Origin of the sequence: Paenibacillus dendrobii (genome assembly GCF_009807035.1) — a bacterium.
In the GTDB taxonomy this organism is placed as follows: Bacteria; Bacillota; Bacilli; order Paenibacillales; family Paenibacillaceae; genus Paenibacillus_AQ; species Paenibacillus_AQ dendrobii.
In genome coordinates this window covers 882,180-907,097 of record NZ_WUBI01000001.1, presented here as the reverse complement: position 1 = coordinate 907,097, position 24,918 = coordinate 882,180, and the positions used below count along the sequence as shown (strand labels likewise).

Genomic DNA, 24,918 nt, shown 5'->3' with positions numbered 1-24,918 from the left:
CAACGGTGTTACCATTTTTAATGGAGGTGTGCATATGTTTCAAGGTCAGGCGCATGGCATTCGTAAAAGGCGGTTCAAATTATTCTCGTCAGCCGTTCTTGCGATTCTTATTTTTGGCATGTCCGTCATACCCGCATTTGCGGCTACTCCCGGGAAAACAGTAAACGCTTCGGCCACACTCGCTTACAATCTCAAAGGACTTCAACACAACCTGGCTGTTCAGAAGGCATATATCGCATCAAAATATCTATACGTAACCCAGCGATCCGGGGGAACAGTCTATCTTTCAAGATTGCTCATGGACGGAAAAGATGCTAACTATGTTGACGAAATGACCATAACCAATTCCGGCCATGGTCAAACGCTGGATATGTACACATACAAGGATATTAATTACTTTTATTTCAGCTCTAAAGCGGATGCTTCAACAACGTATAACTGGTCACTGCAAGTAGCCAGACTTGAGTACTCAGCCGGCAAGACTGTGGATTATACGGATCTTCATCGTTTTACTTATATGAATTACGCCAATAAGACCGGGGCAAGATTAGGTGAGACATACCGTGTTGATGGCGGCGGCAATAGTACCTATACCTTTTTTCGCGTCCAAACCACAGAAGGCACCGTTACTTGGTCCATATATGACACGGTAGCATTGAATAAGCTTCTGGACGGAAATGAACAGGTGCGTATGGATAGTGCGGCGGCAACCAATGCTTGCGTTGCAAGCTTCACACAGACCGGTAGCGGTATCGTCAGACCTAACGGATCTTTCCAAGGGGCTGATATGCTGGGTAAGACGGAGATATATACGTCTGGCGGTGCTGAAGGGGATACTCCGCAGATTGCCATGATGTCTAACACTGGGGCGTATAAGTCCCTCGTGAAAATTACGAATGTCGGAACACATGAAATTGAAGGCGTGCAAACCAAGAACGATAACGTATATTTCACGATTGTTACAGACCCGGTTAATAAGAAAAATACGCAGAAGGTTTATTACGTTCCTGATAGCGTCTTTAAATAATTTGCAGATCATCGAAAACCGACCTGGCATGTCCAGGTTGGTTTTTTTGTTTTTGTAGAAAAACCGGAAACACTTTCAGTTATAATGTAGATAAATAAGCCCGATTAGCGAAGGAGAAGGTACGATTTGAAAGATTCTATTATTAAATACTGTGTAGAAAAGAAGGGAGCGACCGAGGATTATCCCTTTGGACCCGATCCATTGGTGTTCAAAATTGCGGGTAAAATGTTTGCGCTATTGTCTGAGGAAAAAGGAGATTATTCATCCCTGACCCTTAAATGTGACCCTGTGATTGCGGAAAGCTTAAGAGAACAACACGAGGCTGTACTGCCAGGTTACCATATGAACAAAGAACACTGGAACACCATTTTGATGAATGGGTCCTTGCCAGTGTCGGATGTCTTTGACATGATTGATCATTCTTACGATATGGTCGTCAAGAATCTCCCCAAAAGACTCCGTGAATCTATACTCGGAACGAACTAGCAACATTCGGTAATATCAATTCTTGTCTAGAGTGATGAGCTATTTAAGCACGGCTATTTTTCTTGGAATTCAAAAAAAGCCTCGAATATCGAGGCTTTTCTATTATTATTGGAAGCCATACTGCAGATTGGACAATGACAAGGCAGGTCCGCCGATAATGATACGATATGTGCCGTAGGGTAAGTTCGGTATTGTAGCGTTGACTGTTCCTGTCCCGCCATAGGAGCTAAAAATTCTGTCATACACTTCCTGCCCATTTTGATTGGTCACGTAGACTTCAGCGTAAGAACCTAAAAAATTGCCAGTAACGACAAGCTGTCCTTGACCTGTGACTTGAACGGTAGAAGCTGCAGACGCTGAGAGAGGAATAAAAGCAAATAATGTTAAACAGAGAATCATAAATACCGCTACCCTTTTCTTCATAGACACGCTCCCTAACCAAAATGTGGTACACATCAACAAATTAACACAAAAATCATATACTGTAAATATATGTTTTTAAGTGAAAATCTATTATTTTCTGTTGTCAAAGTCCCATTTTTGTCCTATTGTTTGAAAATAATACGTAGATGTCTACGAGTACGATGAAAAGGAGAATCAGTATGAAGACATTGCCGACGATTCAATTAGAAAGACTCACATTACGACCTTTCAGCTTAGATGATGCGCAAGCCGTTCAAGCAATGGCGGGCGATCCATATGTTGCTGAAATGACTATGAACATCCCGCATCCTTATGAGGATGGAATGGCGGAAGGATGGATACAAACACATCTGGATCATTTTAATGAAGAACGGTCGCTGCAATTAGCCATTGTACTTTCTGAGGAACAGCAATTGATCGGTGCGATCGGGATTGCGATCAATAAGAAGTTTGCTCACGGGGAACTTGGGTACTGGATAGGAAAATCATACATAAATCATGGATATTGTACAGAAGCAGCCAGAGGAATCGTAAAATATGCATTCACAGAACTGAATTTGCACCGGGTTTATGCCTGTCATCTGGGAAAGAATCCAGCTTCAGGTAAAGTCATGGAGAAGTTAGGCATGAAATATGAAGGGTTATTAAGACAGCATATTCGAAAATGGGACCAATTTGAGGACCTCGTTCATTATGGTCTGTTAAAGGATGAATTTCTTTTATCCTCCCATGATTGAGAGAATGACAAGTTCATTTGATGAAATGGGCAACCACATGACAGAAGAGATTCGAGGGGGTCCATATGTATGAGAAAATGAGATGTGTTATGATCATATATGGTGATTATGATGAGTAAAAATACGGATAAAACCAATGTCATGAGAATTCTCGACCAAAAGAAGATTGAATACCGTATTCATACCTACGACAATAGCATGCTAAATGCCGTTGAAGTAGCCAATTCTCTTGGACATGAACTTGCGATGGTGTACAAGACTCTGGTTACCGAGGGTCGAACCAAAGAACACTATGTCTTCATGGTTCCAAGTGACAAAGAGCTTGATTTAAAAAAGGCGGCTAAGGCTGCTGGCGAAAAATCATTGGACATGATCGCGCAAAAGGAACTGCTTCCCTTAACAGGTTATATTCACGGAGGTTGTTCGCCTATTGGTATGAAAAAGCAGTTTAGAACCTTCATAGACCGCACCGCAGACAACGTTGAAACGATTTGTTTTTCCGGCGGTCGAGTAGGGTATCAGGTACAACTGCCCCTTAGGGATTTACAGAAGGTAATTCGGGTAACGGTTGCAGATCTGGCAAAAGACATGTGAGCCTGCTGGTTCGATCGAATCTGGGTATGGATTCTTAATGGTCATCACAATCGATTTTGTTAGAGTGGAGAGAACCCGAGTACAAGAAAGCTGGCCATTAGGCCAGCTTTTTTAATATTGTCAGCTAACTGCAATCCCACTGATTTTCAAACCTAGCCAGTCTAAAGTATTAGGTTACAAATCATACCAATGTAACAAGGAAATGTGATGTTGGTTGGATACAAATGGAAGGATTGCGAATGGATAATGAATGGAGCCTGAGAATTTCGTCATATTCTCACGTTTAAAATTATCCGGTTTTCGAAAGGAGTGGGCTAGTGGGTAAATTTTTATCGAAACTGCTGAGTGGTTGCTTGGCCGCTTCCCTGTTGATGTATTTAGGTGTCGGTTTGGGCTCAGCTGCAGCTAATGGGACGCAATCTGTTGTCGAATGGTCCAGGGATTATGGAAGCGATTCCACTGGGAAGAGCGTGATTTCAACTTCTGATGGAGGCTATTTGGCAACAGGGACTGTGAACGAAGCTGACAACATCGGGGACTATCCATTTCAAAAGGCCTATGTTATGAAGGTGAATGCTAAAGGCCGGGTCGAATGGGAGCAAAAGCTCTCTCATAACTATACGAGTAATACGGCATATCTGGCCAAGGAAACGAAAGACGGTGGTTATCTCGTCTTAGGATCATCGAGGTCTGAATTCGAACGGAAAGACGAGCTTTACTTGATTAGATTAGATTCGTCAGGCAAGGTACTATGGGAACAGGTCAAGGAGGACCCTGCAATCGACAGCACCCCGGTATCCGCACTGGAGACAGATGACGGCAGCTTTTTAATTGCCGGGAGAGGGATTGTGAGCTGGGTTGCTTATGAGCAAGCATACATCTTGAAAATCGATGCGGACGGAAACGAGGTATGGTATAACAAATACCCATTCACGGGAAGCGACTTTTTCACTGATCTGATACCCGCAAGCGATGGCGGATTTATCGCTGTTGGCCATACGGGTATGGCCGAGTATGAATCCAAGGATTTCGATGCGATGCTGATTCTGAAGCTCGACGAGCAGGGCAAAGAAGTATGGTCGAAAGAGCGTGTTGATCCGCGCAGCCAGTGGACTGCGTATTCGATTGTATCATCGGATGATGGAGGGTATGCAGTCTTAAGCCGAAAAAACATCAACGATAAAAGATCGGTATTACTCACCAAAATTGACCTTGAAGGACAGGTGCAGTGGGAAAAGACTTACAGGGACGGCGATAATTCCGAAATGTATACCCGTCTGGTCCGCACAAAGGATGGATATGCGATGCTCGGGGAACACATCATCACCAACAGTTTAAATGAGCGAAAATCGCAGTACGGCGTATTACGAGTGAATACGAACGGTGGGCTGATCAGCCGGGAGCTGTTTAAAGGTCCTCCGATCAAGAACGTCGGTAGAGCGGAGGGGACAGCGGATGGCGGATTTATTTTTCCGGGTACGGTCTTGCGGGGAGACAAGTATAAATTCCAGCTTATGAAACTATCTCCTCCCGGGGATCAAACACCTGGCGAACGTGCTCTGTCAGGCATCTCGTTTACGGATATAGCAAAGAAAATAAAAGCTGGCACTAGCGCTTCTACCGTGCTTCAAGCCGTATATGACGACGGAAGTAAAGAAGATTTGTCCAGTGCTGCGATGTATGCCTCGGGTGACGAGGTCATCGCAAGTGTCGACGCATTGGGCCGGATTACGGGGAATCAGCCGGGACAAACGTATGTCGAAGCAATCTATGAAGGGTTCGAAGCAAGAATCAATGTTACAGTTTTACCTGAAAATACGGACGAATTCGAACCAGTGAATGGCTATATTATGCTTGATTCGTCTGAATATTCAGTTTCGGAAGGTTCAATGCTCGATTTGAAGGTCACATTGTATGACTATAAAACGCAAGAGTCAACGGATATTACCAAGCTGACGACATTTACCAGCAATCATCCGGACATCGCCATCGTGGACCAGGAAGGAAACCTGATTGGTCATAAGCTGGGAGTCACGCGAATTTATGCACAATACAAAGGTAGCCGTACTTCTGCTGATGTACAGGTCGTCCGTGCAACTGCTCCACAAGAGAATGCACTGCTGAATATGGAACATTCAGAGTATCAATGACCTGCAGAATAGCGGACTGCCCATTTCGCATTGTCGATGAGAACAAAGAAGCATATGAAAAGCCTGATGATTCAGGCTTTTTTCTTTATTTTGTGGCGAACATCACGGGCATATCAGATCTTACTGGGAAAGGGAATGGGAAGAAGCTACATTCACTAGCACCGCAGACAACTTTGAAATCATTTGTTTTTCCGGCGGGCGAGTGGGGTGAATCATTTGAAATCAAATCGTTGATGTACCGCTAGCGATACGTTTTCACTTATAATGTGCAAAAAACTCTTTTACAAAATGGAGAAAATGAACGGCTGCTTGCGACAAATAGTGCTTCCGGTTCCAAGCGATTCCGAAAGTTCTTATGCAAATCGATTCGATGATTTTGATCTGGACGGTATCCTTATTTAAGGCTCTGGTTCCTAACGATAGGGGAAGCGTCAGCGTGACGCCGAGCCCCATTTCAACCAAGGTTTGAATGGCACTCGTTTCTTCCAGTTCAAAAGCAATGTTCGGCTCGAAGCCTGCCTGGCGGCAATATTCATCCGTAATTTCACGGAAAGTTGAGCTTACAGGTACGGAAATAAAGGGCTCGCCAGCCACTTCGCTCAAATGAACGCTATCCCTTGCGGCCAAAGGATGATTCTTGGGCACGGTTAAGCGCATTTCCTCTTCCACTAAGGTCAACCATTCAATGTCGGGACCGGTGATGGGGTAGGTGGACAAGCAAAAGTCCGTATTCGATTTTTCCAGTTCTTTTTTCATTTCCAGCGTGGTGCTGGGTTGGCGCTGCGATATTCGGACTTGGGGATGTCGAGCCAAAAATTCTTTCAGGAGCGTCGGCAAAATATGAGGCAGCATCATGCAAATCCTTAAATGTCCCCGGTTTAAACCAGCCATTTCTTTGATTTCCGTTTCGCCTTCTTCCAATGCCCTAAAAGCCTCTTTAACTTTATCCAGATATACTGTCCCGAAAGCATTTAATTTAAGGTGTCTACCATGCCGATCAAACAGAGGGACGCCTAATTTTTTTTCCAGCCTTTGTATCGAGTTACTAAGCGAAGGTTGAGAGACATTTAACAGGTTGGATGCTTTCGTCATGTTCTCCTGCTCCGCAACAGCTTGAAAATATTTCAGTTGCAAAAACTCCATCTCCGCCTCCTATATCACGTGAATATTATATATAAATCATATAATTAGTATTATACATGATATACAGTTATTTTGTATAATATTTCACATGCTGTTGATTCGGAAAGGACGGAGTAGAGAGAATGTTAGAAGGAAAGATATGGACCAAAAATTTTGTGATTGTCTGTTTGAGCAGTTTTTTCATGTTCCTGACCTTTTATGTGACGGCCACGGCCTTCCCATTATATGTGGGAGATCAATTAAGCGGTAATGCACAGCAGATGGGGCTGGTGATCACGATTTATGTGATTGGAGGCGTTCTGATCAGGCCGTTATCGGGATTATGGGTAGACCGTTTCGGCATGAAGAAAATGGCGCTGATCGGGCTTGTGATATTCCTGCTTGCTTGCATGAGTTACTTCGGGGCAAATGGAATAACGATATTCCTTATGATTAGGTTTCTTCACGGCATGAGTTATGCCATTGCCTCGACGGCAACGAGTACGATTGCATCTTCCATGATTCCGGGCGCTCGAAAAGGTGAGGGGATGGGTTATTATAGCATGTTTATGAGCATTGCCATGGTTATTGGTCCGGCGTTCGGACTGTTATTGTGGCAGGATAAAAACAGAACGCTGCTATTATCGGCCATTGCTCTGATTGCGTTTCTTTCATTGTTGTTTGCATTACCGATCAATGATCGCGAACCATCCGTTAAACCAACACAAGCTGCCGCGAAAAGTAGATTTAGTCTGCGAGAAATCTTTGAACTGAAAGCTTTGCCCATTTCAATCGTGGGATTCGTGCTGGCTTTTTCTTATAGCCCGATTGCCGGATTCATTGCGCCATTTGCCAATGAGATTCATCAGTCCAAAGTCGCCGGCACATTCTTTATCGTATTTGCCATTATGATTGTCGTGTTCAGGCCGCTGGTCGGGAAAATATTTGACAGATATAACGAGCATGTTTTGTTCTATCCTGGCTTCATACTGTTTGGACTTGGCCTGCTTTTATTGAGTCAGTCCCATTCGGGAGCCATGGTGCTGTTGTCAGGCGCTTTCATGGGAATTGGTTATGGAGCTCTTTTTCCTTGTATCCAAGCTCTGGCTATGAAACTGTCTCCCATCCATCGTACGGGTGCGGCCAACGGTACGTTCTTTTTGTTGTTCGATCTAGGATATGGAGTAGGCTCGTATGTTATGGGATTCATTAGCTCCCATTCCAATTATCGTACGATGTTTGCTGCCGCTGGCATCGTCGCATTGGCATCCATCATCGTTTACTATTTTATTCATCATAAACGGCATACTGTTGTAAAGACATTGAATAATACATCAACCGAGGTCGTGAAGCATTAAAGGTAAACATAAGGTTGAAGCATCGAACCTGTCATCATTATTGATTTTGATATGAGTTAGAGGATCGTGATACAACAAAAGCTGGCCGTATGGCCAGCTTTTATACCATTTATCTGTATTTGCCTCATGTAAAGTTACAACATTAGGGTGACTACTCGATTTTCCCCTCAAAAACAAGTTCATTCAGCGGACGGCGGGTATTCGGCACTTCACGCTGCTGGATTGCTTCCGGCAGGACGGATTTATCTCCTTGGTACCCGAGAGCGATAACGGCATGCAGCTCAAAGTTTTCTGGAATGTTTAGCATTTGCCGGGCTTTATTGCGATCAAACCCTCCAATGGCATGCGTGAACAATCCCAACATCGTTGCTTGAATTGCCATTGAAGCCCAAGCTGCCCCGGCGTCGAAAGCATGGGCACCGTTCGGGTCGCCGTTTGCTCTCAGTTTGTCGGAAGCGACAACGATCAGAACAGGGGCGCTGGATACCCAGGTCAAATTGAATTCGTTGATGAATTGATGGAATACGCTCAGCTGCTCTTCGGTTTTGGCAACAATAAAGCGCCAAGGTTGATCATTGAAAGATGACGGTGCCCAGTGTGCGGCTTCCAGCACGGTATATAGATCCTGATCGCTAATTTTACGGTCCGAAAAGGCGCGCGTTGACCAGCGATTCAAAAAAAGAGGGCTTACCGAATATTCAGAATTGCGTTGGCCTTCCACTTCGGCCGCAATTTTATTGATTGCTTGCAGATTGCTCATATAGGAATATCCCCTTCCACAGATGAATTCATTTTTTATAAGACTTACTTACTTTAAAATAACAACTTACCATTTAAACATAATTAAATATATGTCCAAACTCGGATTTCGTCAAATAGAATAATTTTCGAACGCCAAGCGAACGAACTTAAGCTTGTCCGATTTGTTGAGGTGCCATAACGATAAGTCCAAGAGTGGATTTTTTAGAAACATTACGGCCACGTATATCGTGGCCTGTTACTTTTCATAGACATATTACATGAGTTTTTTAGTTCTACATCAAGATACAAAAGGGTATAATCATTTTTTCTAATTCCTTTAGGAAGAATTACTTAAAACCTTGATCATTTCAAGGAATTGATATGAGTAGAAATCAGTAGAAAAGTGCTTTTTAATATGAGCCTCAGCGTTTTGGGTAAGCCAATTTCGATGATTAATATCAATCATGAGAGACAGCGCTTTTTGAACCGCTTCTTCGATATTTCCCAGCGTATAAAATTTCCCTGTGAGATCGTTATAAATTAACCTCTGAACACCGCCAGAGTTTGTGCTAAGAACCGGACAGCGACAGAGCATACTCTCGGCTACGATATATCCGAATCCCTCATGAATGGAAGTTGAGATCAGGAGTCCTCCGGAATCTCCAATCATGCTCAAATATGCAGCCATATGTTTATGCGGGACACTAGAGTTACGTATAAGCCTTGCAGACAAAAGTGGGGAAGCGGAAAGAAATTGATGAAATGATTGGAGTTCATTGGGGTGGGCTAATGTGTCATCGTCAAAAAACCAAAGGCGCATTTCGGGATTAAGTTGGACTAGCCTCTCTCCAATCTGAAGAAATTCGCGCCAATTTTTATTTTGTTGGATGCGACCTACCCAACCGATAATCGGGGAAGAAGTAGGAGGACATTTTATATAGCCGAAATGCCCGCTATCGAGTGGATCATCAAAACTAAATTGAGGAATATTCGGAAAATATGAGCCAAGTAATTTGGTTAGATAAGGGTTTCTGGGGTAAAGAAGTGCGTCGGCAAGCCTTTCGATATTCAATTTGTAATTCTGAAGTATGAAATCCGTTTCTTCCGGTGTCCCTAGACCTTGCACTTCGTAAATTAGAACCCCCGAGTAACCTATATTTCTCATTCGTTCCAACATTTTAATATCTGTGCAAACAACAATAGCGGTATATTTCTCGCGTTCAATCAGATGACGGATTTTTGACTCATCACTCAGTATGAATGTCGGTATATTCTCAATATTCTTCCGGCCCTGCCCATCAAGGTTATACAGCAGATGACATTCGATCCCTTTTTCCATCAATGCCTTGCTTCGGACTCGGTTTAGTGTCTCCATACCGCCGCTTGGATTAAAAAAAGTAAACAACACTTTCATAACGCATCACCGAGTTTCTCTAAAATATGCATGAACATATCGATCATTGTGGGGGTACGAAATAATTCATTGCTGTGCAAAGGCTCTAACGTCAATTCCGTTCGGAAACCTACTTCCGAATGATCTTCTGTATAATAACTTGACCATAAGCTGGGTACCGCTTGATGCAGTTGATCATATAAGAATTGCAGATCCATGACGTACGTGAATTCAACAGAATCAACCAGCATGGCATAAGGGGTCGAGAGTTCTTGAGCTGCATACAATACTGCCTTTTCTGCTTGGAGACCGGGATACCAATGAAAGCAAGTTGTAGGATGAGGAATTTGCGACAATATGGTTTGAACGTGCATATCATAGGACAGATCAAGGATATGGCAAACATAATTACTGAATGCTTGTTCGTAAAGATTTTCGATCCGGTGGATGACATCATCCGTCACGTTGGAGACCGGGAAGAGAATACTGATTTGTGGTGAAATTCCTCTCCGAGATCTTGCCGAATGTCTGGCCAAATGATAATTATAGCGCCAACTTCTATGGGCATCGGTTGTTTTCAATTGAGCAGATACACTGAAAGTGGAGTCGACACGATAATCCATTAATTCAATGGGAATATATTTAATTTCGCAGTTTTCCGTTATTTTCAACCAATAATCATAATCCTCAACCGGCGGAAGACAGTATCCACCCTGTACCATCTTTGCAAACTGTGCTTTATACATAAACGATACACCAATGATTGACGAATTGAGCAATTGTTCTTTGGGCCGATCTTGATATTTTTTTAGTTCACTCAAAAAAGTCTCATTATACTGAGGGACGTTATGGTTATCTATCGTCTGAAAAGAGCTGTATACGAGTCCCAATTCATTAGGCCCGCTTAGCAGGGAAGAGCGGAGAACTTCAAGAAATTGAGGGTAATATATATTGTCGCTGGAAACCCAGGTCAAAAATTGGATAGCGTTATCTTGGAACAATTCATCGAAACCTGTGTTAAGGGCATGGGAAACGCCTCGGTTTGTTGGATATGAAATGATCATCACCCGCGGATCATCTTTCACGATGGATCGAACCAAGAGTTCCATCTCAGGAGCGCCATCAATCACGATAACGAATCTAAAATGTTCATACGTTTGTTTCAATACGGAATGAAGCGCATATGTCAGAAATTCCGGATTTTGTTTGTATAAAGGCATGACAACTCCCAAATCAGTCAAAATATTCACCACTTTCGATGGGGTTTGTTTTCAGTTTATTGTTTCGATTAGGCTTTGCTTGTGCTAAGGACCATACTTAACAACAAAATAAGAAACCCATAGAAATGCCCCATGTTCACGAACAATGTATATACATACTTTTAACAGAGGGAGCGGTCTAGGCATCTTACGGCTATCAGCTAACGCCCCTCATATTAAACTTCTTCAACTAAATAAAATGAACTAAAGTTTAATCTTGCATCTTCTTGATTCTATCCGGAATACAGGCGAAATACGTTCTCTTCTTTTGTTCAATTTATAGAGCGGAAGAAGTTTTTTTTGTACGTTAAAAAGAGGTTGTAAGCCTTGTTCTTACTGGAAAAATCGAAGGTAACCCAGTTTTTTACATCATTTTTATGCAAATTGGGGATTGAAACCGTTTTATTGATGTAATATAATTTTATCAAGATAATAAATTATTATTCTGATAATACAGATTTGAAACGAGTACAGCATGCCAGGAAGGAGAGAGAGAATATCCATGAATGACAACCGTCAGTTCCTTGAGAAATTTTTCCCGATTGCTTCATTTATCGCAGCCATCATCGGACCCAAATGCGAAGTGGTTGTACATGATATCAGCGACCCGGAACGATCGATTATATTTATTGAAAACGGTCACATCAGTGGGCGAAAGGTTGGAGACGCTTCCACGGATCTGGTCCTTAAATTGTTGAAAGCGGAAGCATACCGGGAAGAACAGTTTATTGCCAACTATAAGGCTTCGGGTAAATTGGGGCAAAGCTTCAGATCGTCTACTTTTTTTATTAAAAATGACGAGCATGAACTGGTGGGACTGATGTGCCTGAACATTGATATTAGCCATATGGAGGTCGCCGCAGAATGGATTCAGCATGTTTTGCAGGGAGGCTCGCTGCTTCCTCCATCTTCGATAGAGCCGCCGCAAGAGGACAAGCAGACGAAGGAATATTTGCAGGGGAACGCGGATGATCTGCTCCAGCATATGATCACGTCCGTACTCAGCAAAATTAAAATTCCGGCTGACCGGTTATCCTCTCAAGAAAAAATCGAACTTGTGCGGGAATTGAACGAGCAGGGCGTATTTTTGCTGAAAGGCGGCGTATCCCAGGTGGCAATCTCCTTATCGATATCGGAGCCCACGGTATACCGTTATTTGCAAAAGCTGAAATAATCTAGAACTTGTATTCGTGCGATCAAAGGAAGGTGACATCATGAAATATCATTTTGACCAGATCATCAGTAGATTCGGAACGAATAGCGCGAAATGGGACGGCATGGCCCAGTCTTTTGGGAGAGATATGATCGCGCTTTCGGTAGCCGACATGGATTTGCCGGCGCCGCCGGCTGTGGTGGAGCGGATAACGGAGATGGCAGGACATGGAATATACGGTTACACAGATCCGTTCCCTCCATATTATGAAGCTGTACAAGATTGGCTCTCCAGAGCCTACCAGTGGCAGGTGCCGCAGGAATGGATCGTATTTTGCCCGCGGATCGTACAGGCCGTATCGGTAATTATTCAGAACCTGACGGAGAGAGGGGACCGGATATTAATCCACACTCCGGCTTATCAACCTGTGGCCAAAGCAGTTACCATCAATGAGAGACAGCTGGTTGAGAGTCCGCTTCAGCTCGTAAACGGGCGGTATGAAATCGATTTTGAGGACATGGAACAGCAGATGAGTAAGGGTGTGAAAATTGTCTTGCTTGTCTCCCCGCATAATCCGACGGGTCGAGTATGGACGATCCATGAACTGGAGCGGATTAGCGAGTTATGCATCAAATATGATGCACTTATCGTATCCGACGATATTCATGCAGATTTCATCCATGCAGGTCATGAACATACTGTGATTGCCAAGCTGTCGGAACAGGTAGCAGATCGTTCGATCATCTGTACTTCTCCAGGAAAAACCTTCAATCTCGCAAGTTTGGAAATTGCCAACATTATCATTCCAAACGGACAGCTGCGGGAACGCTTTAAGGAAGGATTGCAGCAGGCAGGCATTCACAACCCGACTTTTTTCTCCGTGCCTGCCTTGGAAGTGGCCTATACGGCTTGCGATGAGTGGCTGGACGAGCTTCGAGCTTATGTTACGGACAATATCGCCTATACGATGGAATTTATCAAGGCTCAGATGCCTGAACTCAAAGTCATACATCCTGAAGGAACCTATTTATTATGGGTGGATTGCACTGCCTGCAGCATTCATGAAAGCGATTTAGTAGAATGGATACAAGAAAAAAGCAGGGTAAGTGTGAGCTTCGGAACCTCCTTCGGAGCGGATGGTGAAGGCTATATCCGATTGAACGTAGGTACTCCAAGGCCTTTGCTTCGGGAGGCACTGCAACGCTTGGCGGATCACTATCCTATACACCAGAAGTAGTTAACAATTTCATTTTATCCCAGGGGGAATACAACGATGACTGAGCCAAACAAGGGAAAACACATCAAGGAACCGACACTGTTTTTGGCTTTACTTCCAATTATTACGATGGTCGTTCTTCTGTGCTTAGGATACGTGATGTTCGAGCTGCCGCCCGAACCTCTTATTATCGCTTCAACGGTTGTTGCCGCGCTCATTGCGGTCAAACTCGGACACAGCTACGACGATATACTGAATTCTATCGCCCAAAAAATCGCCAAAACGATGCCTGCGATTCTGATATTGATTACTGTGGGATTCATGATCGGTGCATGGATGGTAGGCGGTACGATCCCGATGATGATTTATTACGGGCTCAAAATTATTAATCCTCAGTTTTTGTTAATTACCGCATTTTTGGTGACCTCCGTCGTATCCGTATGTACGGGTACGTCCTGGGGATCAGCGGGCACGATCGGGGTCGCTTTCATGGGCGTCGGTGCCGGACTGGATGCGAACTTGGCGGCCGTTGCGGGCGCAGTCGTAGCAGGCGCGTATTTCGGCGACAAACTCTCGCCACTGTCGGATACGACGAACATCGCGGCGCTGTCCACGGGAGTGAATCTATACGAGCATATCGGACATCTGCTATATACGACTATACCTTCTTTTATTGTAGCTGGGATCGTCTATGTGATTACTGGTCTGAATACGCATACATCCGGGGTTGGAGTTCCGGAAAAAGTGGGAACCATCATGGATACACTGGGTACGATCTACCATTGGAATTTGCTGCTCATTGTTCCGATACTCATCGTGTTATACGGCTCAATCCGTAAAAAGCCAACTTTGCCGGTCATGTTGTTATCTTCAGTTTTTGCGATGGCTAACGCCATGATATTCCAAGGCTTCTCTTTGCATGATGTTGTAACTTCTGTATTAAATGGATTCGACATTGCGATGGTTCACGTAAAAGGATTTGATCCTGCTGCCGTCATTCCGGATGTACCGAAGCTTCTGAACCGCGGCGGAATGAACTCCATGATGGGTACGCTCTTGATCTGTTTCAGCGCCATCACCTTTGCGGGCACGATTTCGCTTACGAAGTCGCTTGAGTTGATCGTGAATAAAATCCTCAAACACGTACATTCAACAGGCTCCATGATCGTGGCCACGATTGTAACCGGTTTAACGATGATTGGGGTCACCAGCAATGGACAAGTATCGATTCTGATGCCGGGTGAAATGCTTCGAGAGGCATATATCCGCCGGGGACTGCATCCGAAGAATCTCGGACGTACGGTCGAAGACTCCGCTGCGATAACCGAGCCGATTCTGCCATGGACAGCAGCAGGGGCATATATGGCAGGTACACTAGGCGTCGCTACGCTCGCATATTTGCCATGGGCGATGCTGTGCTGGACGGGAATTATTTTCGCCACGATCTGGGGCTTCACTGGATTCGGGATTGCCAAGCTCTCACCGGAGCAGCAGAAGGAAATGCTCAAGAGTATGACGGGCCAGGCGAAGACGAAATGAGCCAGAAGCCGGCCGCAGGTACAAAAGCAGCGCAAGCTAATTAAAGCTAACGATTATTGGTCAAGCAGGTTTTTGCAAATATTCGGGTAGCTGACCGGATATTTGCAATGACAATAAATAACTAGAAGCGTTAATCCTAACGCGAAACAAGGAGAGAGACACCATGACACCACAAGAGAGACAAACAATAGCAACAACCGAAGCTCCTGGAGCGATCGGACCTTATTCCCAAGCGGTACAGATCGGAAATATGCTGATCACTTCCGGACAGTTGGGAATGGACCCTGCTGGTGTGTTTCCGGATTCGGTGGAAGAACAGACACAGCGCTCACTGCTCAATGTGAAAGCGATTCTGGAGTCTGCGGGTTTCAGCATGAATCAAATTATTAAAACGACGGTTTTTTTGCAGGATATGAACGATTTCCAGAAGGTGAATGAAGTATACGCAAGCTTTTTTGCGGAGCCTTATCCGGCTCGCAGCGCGGTACAGGTAGCCAAGCTGCCCAAGGGCGGACTTGTGGAGATCGAAGTGATCGCCGTTAAAGCGTAAGAATAAAAGATGACAGACAACCCCTTGGATAGCCAAGGGGTTGTTTGTGGATTAAATAGGAATGAATTCATCAGTCAGTAATCTGAAACGACACCATAGTTCTTCACCGACTTGAGAGAAATGGACGCGGTCAGTCCGCCATAAGATAATCATTCAAAAAGGGGTTCCTAAACTTGCCCTCCGGATCGTAGCGAAGGAGAAGTTTACGGAAATCGGGCAGCCGCTCGTAAAGCGATTGCAGACGGGGGGGCTGCATCGTAAACAGCTTGGCCCAATGCGGGATGGCAGCAAAGGGCGAAAGGCGCTCTTCGATCATCGGCAGCACCTGCTGTACGTCGTGCCAGTAGGGCTTCCACGTGAAATGTATCGCAACCGAATCCTGTTTGTAGCAAGGACTCATCCATAGTTCATCCTCCGCAATCGTTCGAACCTCGGAGACAAAGAGAAGCGGGGAAATATGCTCCCGGAGATGGTCGATTGCGCATAAGGCTTGGTAGGCGAACTGCCGAGGCACGAAATACTCGCTTTGCAGTTCCTCTCCGGCACTTGGGGTGAACTCCATCCTGAAGTGTGGAAGCCGCTCGAACCAAGGACCCGGAATGCCCATCTGTTCACTGCAGTTCTCCGCAGTATAACCAGGTACGGGGTGAACATTCCCCGTTGCTCTCACCGCGCCGAAAAATTCCGGTCCCATCCAGTGGGGGGCGCCGTCCGCCGTACGATGCTTCAGCCAGACTTGGTTAAAGCGGGATTCCTTCCAGTCCGTAAATAAGCTGACGCTGTATGCGGCGGAGGTGATTTCATCGAAATGATCTTCCAGCTTCTTCAAAGGAAGATTTTCATACACGTACTGACTCACCTCAAATGCTGGAATGATATCGAGCGTAATCTTCGTGACAACGCCCAGACCTCCCAGCCCGACAGCCGTCCCGTTGACACCGTCTCCATGATCTCTTGAGAATTGCATAACGTCTCCGTCGGCCCCCACGATCTCTAGGGAATGGACCGCTGTAGCCAAATTACCGTTCCGAACGCCAGAGCCATGCGTTGCGGTTGCGCATGCGCCTGCGACGGTTATATGCGGCAGCGAAGCCAGATTATGAAGCGCATAGCCTTGCTTGTCCAAATAGCGGCACAGATCCCCGTAGCGAATTCCGCCTTCAACCGTTACTCTATGGTTCTCACGATCCAGATTGATCACTCGGTTCAACTTTTCCAATGAGAGCTGAATTTCCGAACAGTCTGCGATCCCATTGAATGAATGCCGGGTGCCTAACACTTTGATCTGACGGCTCCGGGTCACGATCTCACTCACTTGCTCCGTGGTCTCTGGAATATGAAGCTCTGAGGCGCTGTATTTGTAGTTGCCTGCCCAGTTGCGATTCTGTTCCATCTGCTTCGCTCCCCTTCCATTTCAATATCCATATATATACATGCTAGCAGGGACAGAACTAGAGTTGCAACCCTAGTATCGTTAAATATGATTCATTTTCCCGGTAGACTAAGGGACAGGTATTCTTCCCTGTTAGCTTACTCGTTTAAGCATTTATGTCCAATATAAGGGAAGCCGCACGTTTGAATCGAATATCATTACGTTTTTTAAGAAACGATATTTTAAAAATAAGCAATATAGAAGAAGTCAACTAGGTTGTCTTATGGTAAAATAAACTAGCTGATGCCAAATATCTATAGAAATAACGTAAATTAGGAGGGAGAATTACATATGAATACTTCAGGTGCCGCAGCTGCTGCCACATCGATAGACATCAATAACGTGAAAAAGCTGCCCATCTTGATCTCATTGATATTGGGGGCATTTTTCTCGATATTAAATGAGACGCTTCTGAATATCGCTTTTCCTGAGTTAATGATTGAATTGAAAGTGTCTGCTTCAACACTGCAGTGGCTGGCAACAGGCTATATGCTCGTCGTTGGCGTACTGGTTCCCGCATCGGCGCTTCTTGTACAATGGTTTACGACGAGGCAAATGTTCCTGGGTGCCATGATCATCTTCACGCTTGGAACGATCGTATGCGCATTCGCGCCTCAATTCTCCATTTTACTGGTAGGACGTCTGCTCCAGGCCGCGGGAAGCGGGCTAATGCTGCCGGTCATGATGAACACAATCCTCGTTCTCTATCCGCCGGAAAAGCGGGGAGCAGCAATGGGCACCATTGGTCTTGTCATCATGTTCGCCCCGGCGATCGGACCCACACTGTCCGGACTGATTCTGGACTCTTTGGAGTGGAGATGGCTGTTCTATCTCGTATTGCCTTTCGCGATTATTTCCATCGTTGTGGCCTTCATTTATTTGAAAAATGTTTCCCAGCCTACCAAACCCAAAGTGGATGTCCTGTCGATTATTCTGTCAACGATCGGATTCGGCGGCATCGTATACGGCTTCAGCAGCTCGGGTGAGGGAAAATGGTCACATCCTGAAGTATACGGTACGATCCTTGTCGGAGCATTGGCGCTGCTGCTGTTTACAATCCGTCAGCTGAGACTCCGTGATCCGCTCATGGATCTGAAATCGTTTAAATTTCCGATGTTTACATTGACAGCGTTCATGTTGATCATCATGATGATGACGCTGTTCTCCACCATGTCATTGCTTCCGTTCCTCTTCCAAGGGGCTCTGGGGATGACAGTATTTGCATCAGGTCTGCTCATGCTGCCGGGAAGCGTCTTGAACGGGCTGATCTCACCTATTACGGGGAAACTGTTTGACAAGTTTGGACCGCGGGCGCTGATTATACCCGGGACTGCTTTTCTGGTGATCATCATGTGGTTCTTCACACGGATTACCGTCGAGACAACCAAAGTCGAACTGCTGATTTTGCATATTTGCATGATGGTTTCCATTTCGATGATCATGATGCCGGCTCAAACGAACGGGATGAATCAGCTGCCAGCACGTTATTATCCGCATGGTACGGCAATCTTGAATACACTCCAGCAGGTGGCGGGGGCGATCGGTGTAGCCTTCTTCATTAGCGTGATGTCTTCGGGCCAAAGCAGCTTCCTGAAAGGTTCATCCGATCCGGGTTCACCGGGACAGATGGCCCAGGCCATGGTGGCAGGGGTCCACAATGCCTTTACGATTGGATTCTTCTTCTCGATCGCTGCTCTGATTCTCGCTTTATTCTTCAAGCGGATCAAAGGTCCGGCTGCGGAGTAATCGATTTAATAAATTGCATAAATCATAGTTATTAAAATAGTTAATAGAAATGCATTCATAAAAGCAGTAAGTGAAAGCGTGATTGTCGGGGAGCCCGCCAACCACGCTTTTCTTTTTGAATGAATAAGTTATATCGTTATTGAAACGCCGATGCCCATGAAAGAGCAGTTTCGGACAGTAAATTCTGCGGATGCTTTTTTACCAGAACTTCTTCAGAATATTTGATCTTGATAGGCGGCTTTATGGAATGGACATTTTGTAGATTATTTTTGGCAGATTAGATAGATGTCCACTTTTCAGAGTGACTTTCAGCATATGATGACATCATGTGAAATTTGCTCTAAAGGAGGAGGACCGCTTGAAGATACGTAAAGCGATCATTCCGGCTGCAGGTTACGGAACGCGGTTTCTTCCAGCGACCAAAGCAATGCCGAAGGAAATGCTTCCGATTATCGACAAACCCACCATTCAATTTATTATCGAAGAAGCCGCAGGTTCCGGAATCGAGGAAATTTTGATCGTCACCGGCAAAGGGAAGAAGGTCATTGAGGATCATTTTGATTCAGCCTTGGAACTCGAATATTACCTAGAGCAAAAGGGGAAATTCGAGGAGCTTCGCAAGGTTAGAGAATTTACCGGTATGGCAAACATTCATTATATCCGCCAATCCGAGCGCAAAGGACTGGGGCATGCCATTAGCGTCGGCCGGAAATTTATCGGTGAAGAGCCCTTTGCTGTACTGCTGGGAGACACATTTTTCGAAGCAGAGCCTCCAGCATTAAAACAGCTGATCAATGGATATGAGAGGCTTCAAACATCGATTTTGGGGGTGCAAACTGTCGCAGCAGATGCGGTGTCCAGCTATGGAATCGTTGATGCTAAACCATTAATTGATTCGTTCTCATACGTAAATAGGCTCGTCGAGAAACCCTCGGTTGAGTCGTCCCCTTCCCAGCTAGCCATGGTAGGCCGTTATATTTTAACTCCATCCATTTTTGATATTCTGGAGCATCAAACGCCGGGCGTCGGGGGAGAAATCCAGCTTACAGACGCTATAAACCAATTGTTGGCCAAGGAAGCGGTATATACCTGTGAAATTAATGGACGTTGGCATGACGTGGGTGATCCGCTGGGTTATGTAAAGGCGATTCTGGCCATGACGGGACAACGCGAGAATCTAAAACACAACCTTCAAAACGAAGTCGCGGAGATCCTGGAAAATAATAAAGATCGCCCAATTTCAGATTCATAGCCATCCCTGATCCAGCACGGAGCATGACGCATTGCGATCGGTACGGCCGAGTATGGTTTTTGGGATCTGCATCATCCAAACAATTGTAGAGAGGTGATTGACCGAATGATTGAATTGGCATTAGCTTTTAATGATAAGGATGGAAGCTACGCAGAGCACGCCGCCGTAGTTCTGACAACGGCTTTCCGAAACACGAGTTCCCCGATAAACGTCCATATTCTGCATGACGAAACCCTCACCGAAGAAAACAAGAACAGGCTTGCACAGTTGGCAGCAGTCTTTAACCATACGATTAATTTTTATCCGGTTGCCTTGCCTGCTGAAATGGCTGTAGCTTTAACGGGTGTAGCCTCAATCGACAAATGGACGTCGGGGAGTATGTACCGCTTACTGCTTCCTGCCTTAATTCCGTCAAATAAAGTGATCTATCTGGATTGCGATATCCTGGTGAATATGGATTTGACTGAACTTTGGGAGACCGAGCTGAACGGCTGCTATTTGGCAGCGATTCATGATCAAGGCGTTATGGGCGTGGCTGACATCGTCAGGATGCATGGGCTAAATCCGGATACGTATTTTAATTCCGGGGTTATTGTATTCGAGTTGAATAATATCCGCCAACATATAAACTGGATTGAAGAGATGGTGAACTTTCTACGGAGTTTTCCAAGTACAACCATGCCGGATCAGGATATATTAAATCATGTATATGGGGGGAATTGCCTCCTGCTGGATGGGCGCTATAATTCGTTCTACATCAATGGCGCGGATCAAGAATTGAATCAAAAAATAGTCCATTTTGCCGGGGATATCAAATGCTGGGATCCGCTTTCTCCAGGCTTTGCGCTGTACCAGGAAAACCTCAACCTCACCCCTTGGAGGACTCCTCAGGTGAATCCCTTGAAGAACAGGAATGGTAAGAGAAAAATGAGTCGCAAAGGGCGGCTTCTTCTTCTGAAGAGAAGAACCCGGCGTCTTACTCGCAGAGATCCAAGCCTGATAAGAAAAATTAGAAGGTCAAAAATGAAGAAAAGTACGAAAAGACCCCGCTCGCCATGGACGACTAGCACTCACAAAACGCGAAGTAACCCCCTAAAAAATAGTGCTCCGCCCGCCAAGAAGAAGAGATCATCCGTCCAAACAACATTCCGGTTCAAGAGTCAGCGGAATGCTGCTCCATCCATTTTCATAAAATAAAATTCTACCTGCTCAAATGCGGAGCGCTTCATTATATATCCATACCTTTCGATAAGGAAGAGGTGCTTGTCCGGGCTGGATTCTTAATAGAGACGTTCTTCTCCGGTTACCGGGTTTTTGAATGCTGAACGGAAATCACCGCTGCTGAGTTCTTCGGCTAATTCGGTATCTTTTTCTTCCGAACTTTTGACGGTATTGGTTTTTGCAGTCTGATTCCGATCTTTTTCTGGTTGGAATGCGTTCTTTTCCTTCTCCATTTGGCTTAAGCACCTCCTGTTATTTGATCTATTCATGTTTAGAATGCAACTTTCGCCCAGTGTCTATACACAAGGGACCGAGTGATAAGGAAGCAGAATTAGCGCATCAGCGTCGAAACGTTGAACGGGGATTCATGAATGAACAGAGCCCGTGAATGACAACCTAAAGAAGTGGTATACATCTCATTTTCCAGAGGAGGATATCTGTTATGACTCACCAGAAAAGAAGGAAAGAAGCTGCCTGGAAGTCACGAAAGCAGGAACAGCATCCCCATGGTAAAATCAAGTCGCTTAAGGAATTGTCCAGCGAATAGGAAGAGGAGCATACTACTACAGAGAAAGGCTGCCCGGAGAAATGTGCCGGCAGTCTTCTTTCTTTGCAATAATCTTTTACGTTACCTCAAAGGAGGTATCATTAAGTAAAGAAACATCATTTGAAAAGACGTGCAGAATCAATTAATCTATATAAGAAAGATGACGAAGTAATGATGCATGAAGTCATCTCTTCATAACGAGTTCAAGGAACTGCAAGATTAAAATTCGACAAGAAGCAAAACAAGGAGGGGCCATGAAAAACAAGATAGAGACCTTCATATCCTCCAGCAGTACATGTACAGTTCATTGCCGCACGGTGGTTTGTTTTATTGCCGGTATACTGACGTATCGGAATAATTTTGAAGCCGCTGCTTATGAGATTTCCAAAAGATACCGAAATGCCAAAATCTTGATGATCTTTCCCTATGGGATGGCAGACGGGACTCATCGTTCCTCCTTAATCCGTTTTGTGGCGAGGCAGTTTTCCCAAGTAGGCTATGACCTGACACATGAACGATCCCGGCGGGTAACTAACGTGGCGCAATTGATCCGAGAGCAGAGGGCAGATGCGGATCAACTCATCCTTATCGGTCACAGCGCCGGTGGCGTGATTGCCTATCGGGTCGGGCTTAAGATGGAGAAGGAATACGATTTTCGGACAGTTCAGGTATTTGCCGTAGGATGTCCAAAGTTTCATCTGAAAGATATTCCATACAATGATAGATTTACATATATTACCGGCCAAAATCCGGACAGGGTCACGCAAATGGGCAGCTGGCGCAGGCCTGGCTCCAGAGTATACCGTGGAAGGCCGGGACGTGAAATTACAGTGCATTTTAATCCGGCTCATGAGGGTTGGCGATTTCATGCTTCGTATTTTTTGAAATCCGCTTGGACGGATTCGAACCAGGTTTTTCATACTAATGCAGAAGACCTTGTCGCCAAAATCCATGAACTATACCCGGGAAACGGATGAATAGATTCCAGATAACCTGTCATTCTTAATGGAGAGGGATGGTATTCGCCGGGTATAGGCTTTTGTAGAGCATATAAATACAATTTCACTATCAGACTTCTTTCAACGAACGAAAGAAGTCTTTTTGCGCGCAAAATGGAGCAGCGCACAAACTTTTGCAATTCATAATCTCTTAAGTTTGTATAAAAATTATGCCGAATATGTGTATTGCGGATTTGAGTGAATGAAATATACAATAGGAATGAACAAAATGATATTGATAATCATTATCATGATTTAGATTGGATTTCGATTATTCACGCATAGGGGAGAGAAGTACTTTATGGAAATTTCACGAAGATTGACCACTGCATGGAAACGCAAGCAAAGCCGCATCATCCGAAACGACTCGAATCGTTGTCGATGAGTTCGGAGAAGTAGCCATTCCTGTCCATCCGGAGCGCAGCCCCGACCTGATTATCGTGGACGGAGCCGTCGATGCGGCCCAATACGAAATGTATTCCAAAATCGCCCCAACCTATCGGCTGCCGAAGAAAATCCTGTAAGATCCGCCGGAAATCTGAAAACTGTCGCGGCACCGTGATTTGGGTTTAACGCCGCCTTCTCTAGTTCAGCAATTAAAGAGGGGGGAGAGAAAGATAATCCTGACGATGGAAGCACTGGAACAATTGGATGCAGACCATTTGTTCATCGAATTCGACAGACGACACTCCGTCTACGCAGGAGACGAAAGGGCAATTCTTAGCTCCCCGTTATGGCACTCGCTTCGGGCGGTGAAGAGAGGCTGCGTATATGAAGTGGACTTCTATACATGGATGAATTACGGAATCATCTCCCACAGCAAAAAAAATCGAAGATGTGATAAATGTGTTGGCATAGGCAATAGTTAACTTATTTCATAAATTTGTTGATTGCATGCTCATCCCATGCTATATTGATAACGATTCTCATTCTCATTAAAAAAGCATAGGAGTTGATGTTCATGCATAAACGATTCAGGTTTTATGTACTCATGGTTTTAACTCTGGGATTAGCGATGCTAATGGGCGCTTGCGGGCAGAGTGCCAGCCATGCGGGTTATTCCGGAGACGAGCAACTTTCCGAAACTTCGGCAGCTGCCTTCTCGTCCGATACTTCCTCGTCTGCGGAGACCGTCATATTCCATGCAGGAAACGGGGATATCAAGGTTCCTAAACAACCGAAGCGCATCGTCGACTTGACGGATTTCTATACTGGCTATTTCTTGGCCCTTGGTGTACAACCTGTAGGAGTATCAACAGGAGCCATTGAGAATCCGTATCTCAAGGGGAAATTGGATGGCGTGGAAGATATCGGGACAGACCCTTCACCGGAGAAGATCCTGGAGCTGAATCCGGATTTGATTATTACATATAGCGGGACGGAAGGGATCGATAAGCTGGAGCAGATCGCTCCGGTTGTCGCCATCGACTTCGGCAAGAAAAACTACAAAGACCAGATGATCGATTTCGGCAAACTCACCGGAAAAGAAGAAGAGGCAAAAGCTTGGGTAGACCAGTGGAATCAAAAAATCAACGATTTGAAGCCGAAGGTACAAGCAGCTCTTGGAGATAAAACCGTATCGATCCTCAACCCGTATGCCAAAGGATTATTCGTATTTGGCCATAACTATGGACGCGGCGGAGAAATCATCTACGACGAATTCGGCCTGAAAGCGCCGCCTGAAGCACAAAAAGCTGCCATTGACAGCGGTACGGGCTGGGCATCCATTTCTATCGAAAAGCTGCCGGAGTTTTCCGGGGACATCATATTCACTTGTCCGTGGTCGGGCGATACGACTGATCCGAAAATCGTATATGATAGCGCAATATGGAAAGGGCTCCCTGCCGTAAAAAATGGGCATGTATTCCAATTGAATCCCAAAGGTGACACGTATAACGACCCGGTGACGTTAGAAGCCCAACTGAACTTCATTACGGATTCCCTGTTGTCGGTTACATCTTAGGAGGAGAAGTT

Annotated in this window: 24 protein-coding genes; 16 read left to right on the top strand and 8 right to left on the bottom strand. The window is 45.1% G+C overall.

Annotation, left to right across the window (positions count from 1 at the left end):
- The first annotated feature begins 34 nt into the window (after nucleotides 1-34).
- Both GRF59_RS03820 and GRF59_RS03815 read left to right on the top strand, forming a co-directional pair.
- The gene (locus tag GRF59_RS03820; RefSeq protein ID WP_160496320.1) at nucleotides 35-1,027 is read left to right on the top strand and encodes a phage baseplate protein; all 993 of its coding nucleotides are present in this window, start codon (nucleotides 35-37) and stop codon (nucleotides 1,025-1,027) included.
- Nucleotides 1,028-1,153: 126 nt separating this feature from the next.
- On the top strand, nucleotides 1,154-1,513 hold the full coding sequence (locus tag GRF59_RS03815) for an MmcQ/YjbR family DNA-binding protein (RefSeq protein ID WP_160496319.1): 360 nt from the start codon (nucleotides 1,154-1,156) through the stop codon (nucleotides 1,511-1,513).
- A 105-nt stretch (nucleotides 1,514-1,618) separates the two neighbouring features.
- Here the strand turns inward: GRF59_RS03815 and GRF59_RS03810 are convergent, their stop codons facing one another.
- On the bottom strand, nucleotides 1,619-1,936 hold the full coding sequence (locus tag GRF59_RS03810) for a hypothetical protein (RefSeq protein ID WP_160496318.1): 318 nt from the start codon (nucleotides 1,934-1,936) through the stop codon (nucleotides 1,619-1,621).
- A 179-nt stretch (nucleotides 1,937-2,115) separates the two neighbouring features.
- Here GRF59_RS03810 and GRF59_RS03805 point away from each other — a divergent pair, with 179 nt between their 5' ends.
- The 3 genes from GRF59_RS03805 (at nucleotide 2,116) to GRF59_RS03795 (ending at nucleotide 5,417) form a co-directional block, all read left to right on the top strand.
- On the top strand, nucleotides 2,116-2,673 hold the full coding sequence (locus GRF59_RS03805) for a GNAT family N-acetyltransferase (protein WP_160496317.1): 558 nt from the start codon (nucleotides 2,116-2,118) through the stop codon (nucleotides 2,671-2,673).
- Between the two features lie 111 nt (nucleotides 2,674-2,784).
- A complete protein-coding gene (gene ybaK, locus GRF59_RS03800) occupies nucleotides 2,785-3,267 on the top strand; it encodes a Cys-tRNA(Pro) deacylase (protein ID WP_160498105.1) in 483 nt (160 codons plus the stop codon).
- Nucleotides 3,268-3,584: 317 nt separating this feature from the next.
- A complete protein-coding gene (locus GRF59_RS03795; RefSeq protein WP_160496316.1) occupies nucleotides 3,585-5,417 on the top strand; it encodes a hypothetical protein in 1,833 nt (610 codons plus the stop codon).
- 255 nt (nucleotides 5,418-5,672) lie between these two features.
- On the opposite strand, the gene GRF59_RS03790 is transcribed toward GRF59_RS03795, so the two are convergent.
- Nucleotides 5,673-6,560 carry a LysR family transcriptional regulator gene (locus tag GRF59_RS03790; protein WP_160496315.1) on the bottom strand — a complete coding sequence of 296 codons (888 nt, stop codon included), beginning with the start codon at nucleotides 6,558-6,560 and terminating at the stop codon, nucleotides 5,673-5,675.
- 122 nt (nucleotides 6,561-6,682) lie between these two features.
- Between GRF59_RS03790 and GRF59_RS03785 the strand changes: the two genes are divergently transcribed.
- Nucleotides 6,683-7,897 (top strand): MFS transporter, encoded by a 1,215-nt coding sequence (locus tag GRF59_RS03785; RefSeq protein ID WP_237391619.1) that lies wholly within the window; start codon nucleotides 6,683-6,685, stop codon nucleotides 7,895-7,897.
- Between the two features lie 151 nt (nucleotides 7,898-8,048).
- Here the strand turns inward: GRF59_RS03785 and GRF59_RS03780 are convergent, their stop codons facing one another.
- The 3 genes from GRF59_RS03780 to GRF59_RS03770 all read right to left on the bottom strand — a co-directional run bounded on the left by GRF59_RS03780 (nucleotide 8,049) and on the right by GRF59_RS03770 (nucleotide 11,272).
- Nucleotides 8,049-8,657 (bottom strand): nitroreductase family protein, encoded by a 609-nt coding sequence (locus GRF59_RS03780; protein WP_160496313.1) that lies wholly within the window; start codon nucleotides 8,655-8,657, stop codon nucleotides 8,049-8,051.
- A 318-nt stretch (nucleotides 8,658-8,975) separates the two neighbouring features.
- Complete coding sequence (locus GRF59_RS03775) at nucleotides 8,976-10,052, bottom strand: glycosyltransferase family 4 protein (RefSeq protein ID WP_160496312.1); 1,077 nt, start codon at nucleotides 10,050-10,052, stop codon at nucleotides 8,976-8,978.
- Nucleotides 10,049-11,272: a glycosyltransferase family 2 protein gene (locus GRF59_RS03770; protein ID WP_160496311.1), complete on the bottom strand. Its 1,224-nt coding sequence runs from the start codon at nucleotides 11,270-11,272 to the stop codon at nucleotides 10,049-10,051. Before GRF59_RS03770 ends, GRF59_RS03775 begins: the two co-directional genes overlap by 4 nt.
- A 520-nt stretch (nucleotides 11,273-11,792) precedes the next feature.
- Here GRF59_RS03770 and GRF59_RS03765 point away from each other — a divergent pair.
- From GRF59_RS03765 to GRF59_RS03755, 4 genes are all read left to right on the top strand, one after another.
- On the top strand, nucleotides 11,793-12,464 hold the full coding sequence (locus GRF59_RS03765; protein WP_160496310.1) for a helix-turn-helix transcriptional regulator: 672 nt from the start codon (nucleotides 11,793-11,795) through the stop codon (nucleotides 12,462-12,464).
- 40 nt (nucleotides 12,465-12,504) lie between these two features.
- Nucleotides 12,505-13,680 carry a MalY/PatB family protein gene (locus tag GRF59_RS29330; protein WP_202128483.1) on the top strand — a complete coding sequence of 392 codons (1,176 nt, stop codon included), beginning with the start codon at nucleotides 12,505-12,507 and terminating at the stop codon, nucleotides 13,678-13,680.
- Nucleotides 13,681-13,716: 36 nt separating this feature from the next.
- Complete coding sequence (gene nhaC / locus GRF59_RS29325; protein WP_202128482.1) at nucleotides 13,717-15,198, top strand: Na+/H+ antiporter NhaC; 1,482 nt, start codon at nucleotides 13,717-13,719, stop codon at nucleotides 15,196-15,198.
- 163 nt (nucleotides 15,199-15,361) lie between these two features.
- Entirely contained in the window at nucleotides 15,362-15,748 is a 387-nt protein-coding gene (locus GRF59_RS03755) for a RidA family protein (protein ID WP_160496309.1), read from the top strand.
- 130 nt (nucleotides 15,749-15,878) lie between these two features.
- On the opposite strand, the gene GRF59_RS03750 is transcribed toward GRF59_RS03755, so the two are convergent.
- On the bottom strand, nucleotides 15,879-17,141 hold the full coding sequence (locus tag GRF59_RS03750) for an FAD-binding protein (RefSeq protein WP_160496308.1): 1,263 nt from the start codon (nucleotides 17,139-17,141) through the stop codon (nucleotides 15,879-15,881).
- A 330-nt stretch (nucleotides 17,142-17,471) separates the two neighbouring features.
- Between GRF59_RS03750 and GRF59_RS03745 the strand changes: the two genes are divergently transcribed.
- From GRF59_RS03745 to GRF59_RS03735, 3 genes are all read left to right on the top strand, one after another.
- Nucleotides 17,472-18,926: an MDR family MFS transporter gene (locus tag GRF59_RS03745; RefSeq protein ID WP_160496307.1), complete on the top strand. Its 1,455-nt coding sequence runs from the start codon at nucleotides 17,472-17,474 to the stop codon at nucleotides 18,924-18,926.
- A gap of 358 nt (nucleotides 18,927-19,284) precedes the next feature.
- On the top strand, nucleotides 19,285-20,178 hold the full coding sequence (galU, locus tag GRF59_RS03740) for a UTP--glucose-1-phosphate uridylyltransferase GalU (RefSeq protein ID WP_160496306.1): 894 nt from the start codon (nucleotides 19,285-19,287) through the stop codon (nucleotides 20,176-20,178).
- Nucleotides 20,179-20,283: 105 nt separating this feature from the next.
- On the top strand, nucleotides 20,284-21,375 hold the full coding sequence (locus GRF59_RS03735) for a glycosyltransferase family 8 protein (protein ID WP_160496305.1): 1,092 nt from the start codon (nucleotides 20,284-20,286) through the stop codon (nucleotides 21,373-21,375).
- An 83-nt stretch (nucleotides 21,376-21,458) separates the two neighbouring features.
- Here GRF59_RS03735 and GRF59_RS03730 read toward each other — a convergent pair whose 3' ends face one another.
- Nucleotides 21,459-21,632, bottom strand: coding sequence for a hypothetical protein (locus GRF59_RS03730; RefSeq protein ID WP_160496304.1), 174 nt, complete (start codon nucleotides 21,630-21,632; stop codon nucleotides 21,459-21,461).
- Between the two features lie 209 nt (nucleotides 21,633-21,841).
- Here GRF59_RS03730 and GRF59_RS29650 point away from each other — a divergent pair, with 209 nt between their 5' ends.
- Together GRF59_RS29650 and GRF59_RS03725 are read left to right on the top strand one after the other, a co-directional pair.
- The gene (locus tag GRF59_RS29650) at nucleotides 21,842-21,946 is read left to right on the top strand and encodes a DUF6254 family protein (RefSeq protein WP_237391618.1); all 105 of its coding nucleotides are present in this window, start codon (nucleotides 21,842-21,844) and stop codon (nucleotides 21,944-21,946) included.
- 254 nt (nucleotides 21,947-22,200) lie between these two features.
- Nucleotides 22,201-22,923, top strand: coding sequence for an alpha/beta hydrolase family protein (locus GRF59_RS03725; protein WP_160496303.1), 723 nt, complete (start codon nucleotides 22,201-22,203; stop codon nucleotides 22,921-22,923).
- Nucleotides 22,924-23,297: 374 nt separating this feature from the next.
- Here GRF59_RS03725 and GRF59_RS03720 read toward each other — a convergent pair whose 3' ends face one another.
- Nucleotides 23,298-23,501 (bottom strand): hypothetical protein, encoded by a 204-nt coding sequence (locus tag GRF59_RS03720; RefSeq protein ID WP_160496302.1) that lies wholly within the window; start codon nucleotides 23,499-23,501, stop codon nucleotides 23,298-23,300.
- Between the two features lie 434 nt (nucleotides 23,502-23,935).
- Here GRF59_RS03720 and GRF59_RS03715 point away from each other — a divergent pair, with 434 nt between their 5' ends.
- Nucleotides 23,936-24,907, top strand: a complete 972-nt coding sequence (locus tag GRF59_RS03715) for an iron-hydroxamate ABC transporter substrate-binding protein (RefSeq protein ID WP_237391617.1) — start codon at nucleotides 23,936-23,938, stop codon at nucleotides 24,905-24,907.
- Nucleotides 24,908-24,918: the final 11 nt, after the last annotated feature.

Coding starts and splice junctions, on each gene's coding strand:
- GRF59_RS03820 (WP_160496320.1), top strand. CDS start 35: ATGTTTCAAGGTCAGGCGCATGGCATTCGTAAAAGGCGGTTCAAATTA.
- GRF59_RS03810 (WP_160496318.1), bottom strand. CDS start 1,936: ATGAAGAAAAGGGTAGCGGTATTTATGATTCTCTGTTTAACATTATTT.
- GRF59_RS03805 (WP_160496317.1), top strand. CDS start 2,116: ATGAAGACATTGCCGACGATTCAATTAGAAAGACTCACATTACGACCT.
- ybaK (WP_160498105.1), top strand. CDS start 2,785: ATGAGTAAAAATACGGATAAAACCAATGTCATGAGAATTCTCGACCAA.
- GRF59_RS03790 (WP_160496315.1), bottom strand. CDS start 6,560: ATGGAGTTTTTGCAACTGAAATATTTTCAAGCTGTTGCGGAGCAGGAG.
- GRF59_RS03785 (WP_237391619.1), top strand. CDS start 6,683: ATGTTAGAAGGAAAGATATGGACCAAAAATTTTGTGATTGTCTGTTTG.
- GRF59_RS03780 (WP_160496313.1), bottom strand. CDS start 8,657: ATGAGCAATCTGCAAGCAATCAATAAAATTGCGGCCGAAGTGGAAGGC.
- GRF59_RS03775 (WP_160496312.1), bottom strand. CDS start 10,052: ATGAAAGTGTTGTTTACTTTTTTTAATCCAAGCGGCGGTATGGAGACA.
- GRF59_RS03765 (WP_160496310.1), top strand. CDS start 11,793: ATGAATGACAACCGTCAGTTCCTTGAGAAATTTTTCCCGATTGCTTCA.
- GRF59_RS29330 (WP_202128483.1), top strand. CDS start 12,505: ATGAAATATCATTTTGACCAGATCATCAGTAGATTCGGAACGAATAGC.
- nhaC (WP_202128482.1), top strand. CDS start 13,717: ATGACTGAGCCAAACAAGGGAAAACACATCAAGGAACCGACACTGTTT.
- GRF59_RS03755 (WP_160496309.1), top strand. CDS start 15,362: ATGACACCACAAGAGAGACAAACAATAGCAACAACCGAAGCTCCTGGA.
- GRF59_RS03750 (WP_160496308.1), bottom strand. CDS start 17,141: ATGGAACAGAATCGCAACTGGGCAGGCAACTACAAATACAGCGCCTCA.
- GRF59_RS03745 (WP_160496307.1), top strand. CDS start 17,472: ATGAATACTTCAGGTGCCGCAGCTGCTGCCACATCGATAGACATCAAT.
- GRF59_RS03735 (WP_160496305.1), top strand. CDS start 20,284: ATGATTGAATTGGCATTAGCTTTTAATGATAAGGATGGAAGCTACGCA.
- GRF59_RS03730 (WP_160496304.1), bottom strand. CDS start 21,632: ATGGAGAAGGAAAAGAACGCATTCCAACCAGAAAAAGATCGGAATCAG.
- GRF59_RS29650 (WP_237391618.1), top strand. CDS start 21,842: ATGACTCACCAGAAAAGAAGGAAAGAAGCTGCCTGGAAGTCACGAAAG.
- GRF59_RS03725 (WP_160496303.1), top strand. CDS start 22,201: ATGAAAAACAAGATAGAGACCTTCATATCCTCCAGCAGTACATGTACA.
- GRF59_RS03715 (WP_237391617.1), top strand. CDS start 23,936: ATGGTTTTAACTCTGGGATTAGCGATGCTAATGGGCGCTTGCGGGCAG.